At 50.9% G+C, this 1,006-nt stretch carries 2 protein-coding genes; both read right to left on the reverse strand.

The features are described from left to right. Positions 1-340 precede the first annotated feature (340 nt). A complete protein-coding gene (locus ACFSX3_RS27785; RefSeq protein ID WP_209994906.1) occupies positions 341-640 on the reverse strand; it encodes a phBC6A51 family helix-turn-helix protein in 300 nt (99 codons plus the stop codon). Then, the gene (locus ACFSX3_RS27790) at positions 641-871 is read right to left on the reverse strand and encodes a hypothetical protein (protein ID WP_209994907.1); all 231 of its coding nucleotides are present in this window, start codon (positions 869-871) and stop codon (positions 641-643) included. Between the last annotated feature and the right edge of the window lie 135 nt (positions 872-1,006).

Consider the following 1,006-nt stretch of genomic DNA (forward strand, 5'->3'; position numbering starts at 1 on the left):
CGTTTATGCAGCGCCAGGACACGCCGAAACGCTGACCCCCTGAAATTTTCGAGGGGCCGTCCGGTCCGAGGCCGCAGCAGGAAAAATCGCTAATATGCGTAGATTCGGGACGTTATAAGTCCCGCGTATATACGTCAATCAATCGCAGTATCCCGCTGTTATCCGCTGCTATTGATCGTTTATATCCGATTATTCACGTATCCGACTCGTTGTGAGTACGTTCATATTAACGTTACATGTTACGTATATACTACGCTATACTATACGGACCCCTTGGAAAGGTTAACGTATTATATAACGTAATTTCTTATACGTTTGTGGCACCTCGCGAAAAATAAATTTAATCGAAATCGAATCCGCCCTTACTCGCGAACCACTCGATATCCGCAACGGTCCGTATCTCAAACCTCCGTCTTAGCCGCTGATTCAATTCGCGTGTCTTACGCTCTTGTACCTTGCGCAGCTCCTTTGCGAAGTCCTTACGTAAGCGCCACCGGTACAGCGTCCGCCTATCCACCGTACAGGCCCGCGCTATATCGTCAAGGTTAGGCGTCGGCACAGTCGTTAGTAGCTCGATCGCTAAGTAATGGCGTTCATCCAGCGGCTGCCGGCTGCGCTTCTTACGCTTCCTCTGCGCCATTTATGCCGCATCCCTTCCGTTAAGATTCGCTTTGATATCGTGTACATCAAGCGCAAGCGTTTCGTACTGGCCTGCGAGAGACTCGAACCGTTGCGCCAGGCTCTCCGCTAAACTCATTAAGCGATCCTCACGCGCAGAGGCCGCTATATTTATGCGCTTAATCTCGCGCCATACAACCGCTGCGACAACCGCAATTGCTCCGATGACAGCGCCATTAATAATCGTATCCATCCGTTAATCCGTCTCCTTTACGTGAAAAAACCGCCCCGAAGGACGGCCGTAATGTATGTGCGTATGTTATTCGCCGAGCTGCGCCTTAATGTCCGCGATAATCGTCTCAGTAGCGGCTATGCGCGACTCGAGGTC

Source organism: Paenibacillus rhizoplanae, assembly GCF_042684125.1.
Taxonomy (GTDB): Bacteria; Bacillota; Bacilli; order Paenibacillales; family Paenibacillaceae; genus Paenibacillus_AQ; species Paenibacillus_AQ rhizoplanae.